The organism is Micromonospora coerulea, from assembly GCF_016598485.1.
In the GTDB taxonomy this organism is placed as follows: Bacteria; Actinomycetota; Actinomycetes; order Mycobacteriales; family Micromonosporaceae; genus Micromonospora; species Micromonospora coerulea.
This window is the reverse complement of record NZ_JAEMUW010000070.1, coordinates 1-3,384: the sequence shown is the minus strand read 5'-3', so window position 1 is coordinate 3,384 and position 3,384 is coordinate 1. Positions and strand designations below refer to the sequence as shown.

Genomic DNA, 3,384 nt, shown 5'->3' with positions numbered 1-3,384 from the left:
TGGTGTGGGGCGGATCGGGTTGTGGGTTGGTCGTTTGTTGAGAATTGCACAGTGGACGCGAGCATCTTTGTGGTCAAGTTGTCAAGGGCGAACGGTGGATGCCTTGGCACCAGGAGCCGATGAAGGACGTGGGAGGCCGCGATAGGCCTGGGGGAGCTGTCAACCAAGCTGTGATCCCAGGGTGTCCGAATGGGGAAACCCGGCACCAGTCATGTGGTGTCACCTGCACCTGAACACATAGGGTGTATGGAGGGAACGCGGGGAAGTGAAACATCTCAGTACCCGTAGGAAGAGAAAACAAATAGTGATTCCGTGAGTAGTGGCGAGCGAAAGCGGATTGAGGCTAAACCGGCTGCGTGTGATACCTGTCAGGGGTTGCGTGGTCGGGGTTGTGGGACCCTGCTGAACGGGCTGACACTCGTTCGAGAAGTTACCAAGTCAGTGGCTAGCCGAATGGTGTGGAAAAGCCAACCGTAGACGGTGATAGTCCGGTACGTGAAAGTTGCTGACCTTCTGTGGGTGTTCCCGAGTAGCGGCGGACCCCTGAAATCTGCCGTGAATCTGCCAGGACCACCTGGTAAGCCTAAATACTTCCTGGTGACCGATAGCGGACAAGTACCGTGAGGGAATGGTGAAAAGTACCCCGGGAGGGGAGTGAAATAGTACCTGAAACCGTTCGCCTACAATCCGTCGGAGCCTTACGGGGTGACGGCGTGCCTTTTGAAGAATGAGCCTGCGAGTTAGTGGCATGTGGCGAGGTTAACCCGTGTGGGGGAGCCGTAGCGAAAGCGAGTCTGAATAGGGCGTATTCAGTCGCATGCTCTAGACCCGAAGCGGAGTGATCTAGCCATGGGCAGGCTGAAGCGCGGGTAAGACCGCGTGGAGGGCCGAACCCACCAACGTTGAAAAGTTGGGGGATGACCTGTGGTTAGGGGTGAAAGGCCAATCAAACTCCGTGATAGCTGGTTCTCCCCGAAATGCATTTAGGTGCAGCGTCGCGTGTTTCTTGCCGGAGGTAGAGCACTGGATGGTCTAGGGGGCCCACAAGCTTACCGAAATCAGCCAAACTCCGAATGCCGGTAAGTGAGAGCGCGGCAGTGAGACTGCGGGGGATAAGCTTCGTAGTCGAGAGGGAAACAGCCCAGATCACCAGCTAAGGCCCCTAAGCGTGTGCTAAGTGGAAAAGGATGTGGGGTCGCATAGACAACCAGGAGGTTGGCTTAGAAGCAGCCACCCTTTAAAGAGTGCGTAATAGCTCACTGGTCAAGTGGTTCCGCGCCGACAATGTAGCGGGGCTCAAGCACACCGCCGAAGCTGTGGCATTCACATTTCAACCACGCGACGCCTTGATGTGTTGTGCAGGTGTGTGGATGGGTAGGGGAGCGTCGTGCCGGGGGTGAAGCAGCGGGGTGACCCAGCTGTGGACACGGCACGAGTGAGAATGCAGGCATGAGTAGCGAAAGAAGGGTGAGAAACCCTTCCGCCGGATGACCAAGGGTTCCAGGGCCAGGCTAATCCGCCCTGGGTGAGTCGGGACCTAAGGCGAGGCCGAGAGGCGTAGTCGATGGACAACGGGTTGATATTCCCGTACCCGCGAAAGAGCGACCCTGACGAACCTCGTTGTGCTAACCACCCGAACCGCCGGCGACCTTCGGGTCAATGGTGGGGAGCGTGGGAACCTGGCGGGTAGTAGTCAAGCGATGGGGTGACGCAGGAAGGTAGCTGAGCCCGGCCGGTGGTTGTGCCGGGGTAAGCGTGTAGGCCGTACCGTAGGCAAATCCGCGGTGCATATAGGCTGAGACGTGATGCCGAGCCGATTCAGGTGAAGTCAGTGATCCTATGCTGCCGAGAAAAGCCTCTAGCGAGTTCTTAGCGGCCCGTACCCCAAACCGACACAGGTGGTCAGGTAGAGAATACCGAGGCGATCGGGCGAACTGTGGTTAAGGAACTCGGCAAATTGCCCCCGTAACTTAGGGAGAAGGGGGGCCGGAGACGTGAAGCCCCACGCGGGTGGAGCGTTGTATGGCCGCAGAGAGCAGGGGGAAGCGACTGTTTACTAAAAACACAGGTCCATGCGAAGAAGTAATTCGATGTATATGGACTGACGCCTGCCCGGTGCTGGAACGTTAAGGGGACCTGTTAGCTCTTCGGGGCGAAGCGGAGAACTTAAGCGCCAGTAAACGGCGGTGGTAACTATAACCATCCTAAGGTAGCGAAATTCCTTGTCGGGTAAGTTCCGACCTGCACGAATGGCGTAACGACTTCCCCACTGTCTCAACCACAGGCCCGGCGAAATTGCAGTACGAGTAAAGATGCTCGTTACGCGCGGCAGGACGGAAAGACCCCGGGACCTTTACTATAGCTTGACATTGGTATCCGAATTAGCTTGTGTAGGATAGGTGGGAGCCGGTGAAGTCCATACGCCAGTATGGGTGGAGGCAATCTTGAAATACCACTCTGGTTGATTTGGGTATCTAACTTCGGACCGTTATCCGGTTCAGGGACAGTGTCTGGTGGGTAGTTTAACTGGGGCGGTTGCCTCCTAAAGGGTAACGGAGGCGCCCAAAGGTTCCCTCAGCCTGGTTGGCAATCAGGTGTTGAGTGCAAGTGCACAAGGGAGCTTGACTGTGAGACTGACAGGTCGAGCAGGGACGAAAGTCGGGACTAGTGATCCGGCACTGGCATGTGGAAGCGGTGTCGCTCAACGGATAAAAGGTACCCCGGGGATAACAGGCTGATCTTCCCCAAGAGTCCATATCGACGGGATGGTTTGGCACCTCGATGTCGGCTCGTCGCATCCTGGGGCTGTAGCAGGTCCCAAGGGTTGGGCTGTTCGCCCATTAAAGCGGTACGCGAGCTGGGTTTAGAACGTCGTGAGACAGTTCGGTCCCTATCCGCCGTGCGCGTAGGATACTTGAGAAGGGCTGTCCCTAGTACGAGAGGACCGGGACGGACGAACCTCTGGTGTGCCAGTTGTCCCGCCAGGGGCACGGCTGGTTAGCTACGTTCGGAAGGGATAACCGCTGAAAGCATCTAAGCGGGAAGCTCGCTTCAAGATGAGGTATCCCACCACCTTCGGGTGGGTAAGGCCCCCAGCTAGACGACTGGGTTGATAGGCCGGAAATGTAAGCCCGGTAACGGGTTCAGTTGACCGGTACTAATAGGCCGAGGACTTGACTACAAAGCTGCTACGCGTCCACTGTGCAACTCTAGACAAACGAACAACACACCCACGTGATGGTGTTGTTTGACATGTCTATAGAGTTACGGCGGTCATGGCGGAGGGGAAACGCCCGGTAACATTCCGAACCCGGAAGCTAAGCCCTCCAGCGCCGATGGTACTGCACTCGGGAGGGTGTGGGAGAGTAGGACACCGCCGGACAA

The 3,384-nt window shown here is 57.0% G+C and carries 2 rRNA genes; both read left to right on the top strand.

Going from position 1 to position 3,384, the window contains the following annotated elements:
• Window positions 1–71: 71 nt before the first annotated feature.
• Window positions 72–3,181, top strand: a 23S ribosomal RNA gene (locus tag I8N68_RS32210).
• An 84-nt stretch (window positions 3,182–3,265) separates the two neighbouring features.
• Window positions 3,266–3,382, top strand: a 5S ribosomal RNA gene (gene rrf / locus I8N68_RS32205).
• The last annotated feature ends 2 nt before the right edge of the window (window positions 3,383–3,384 follow it).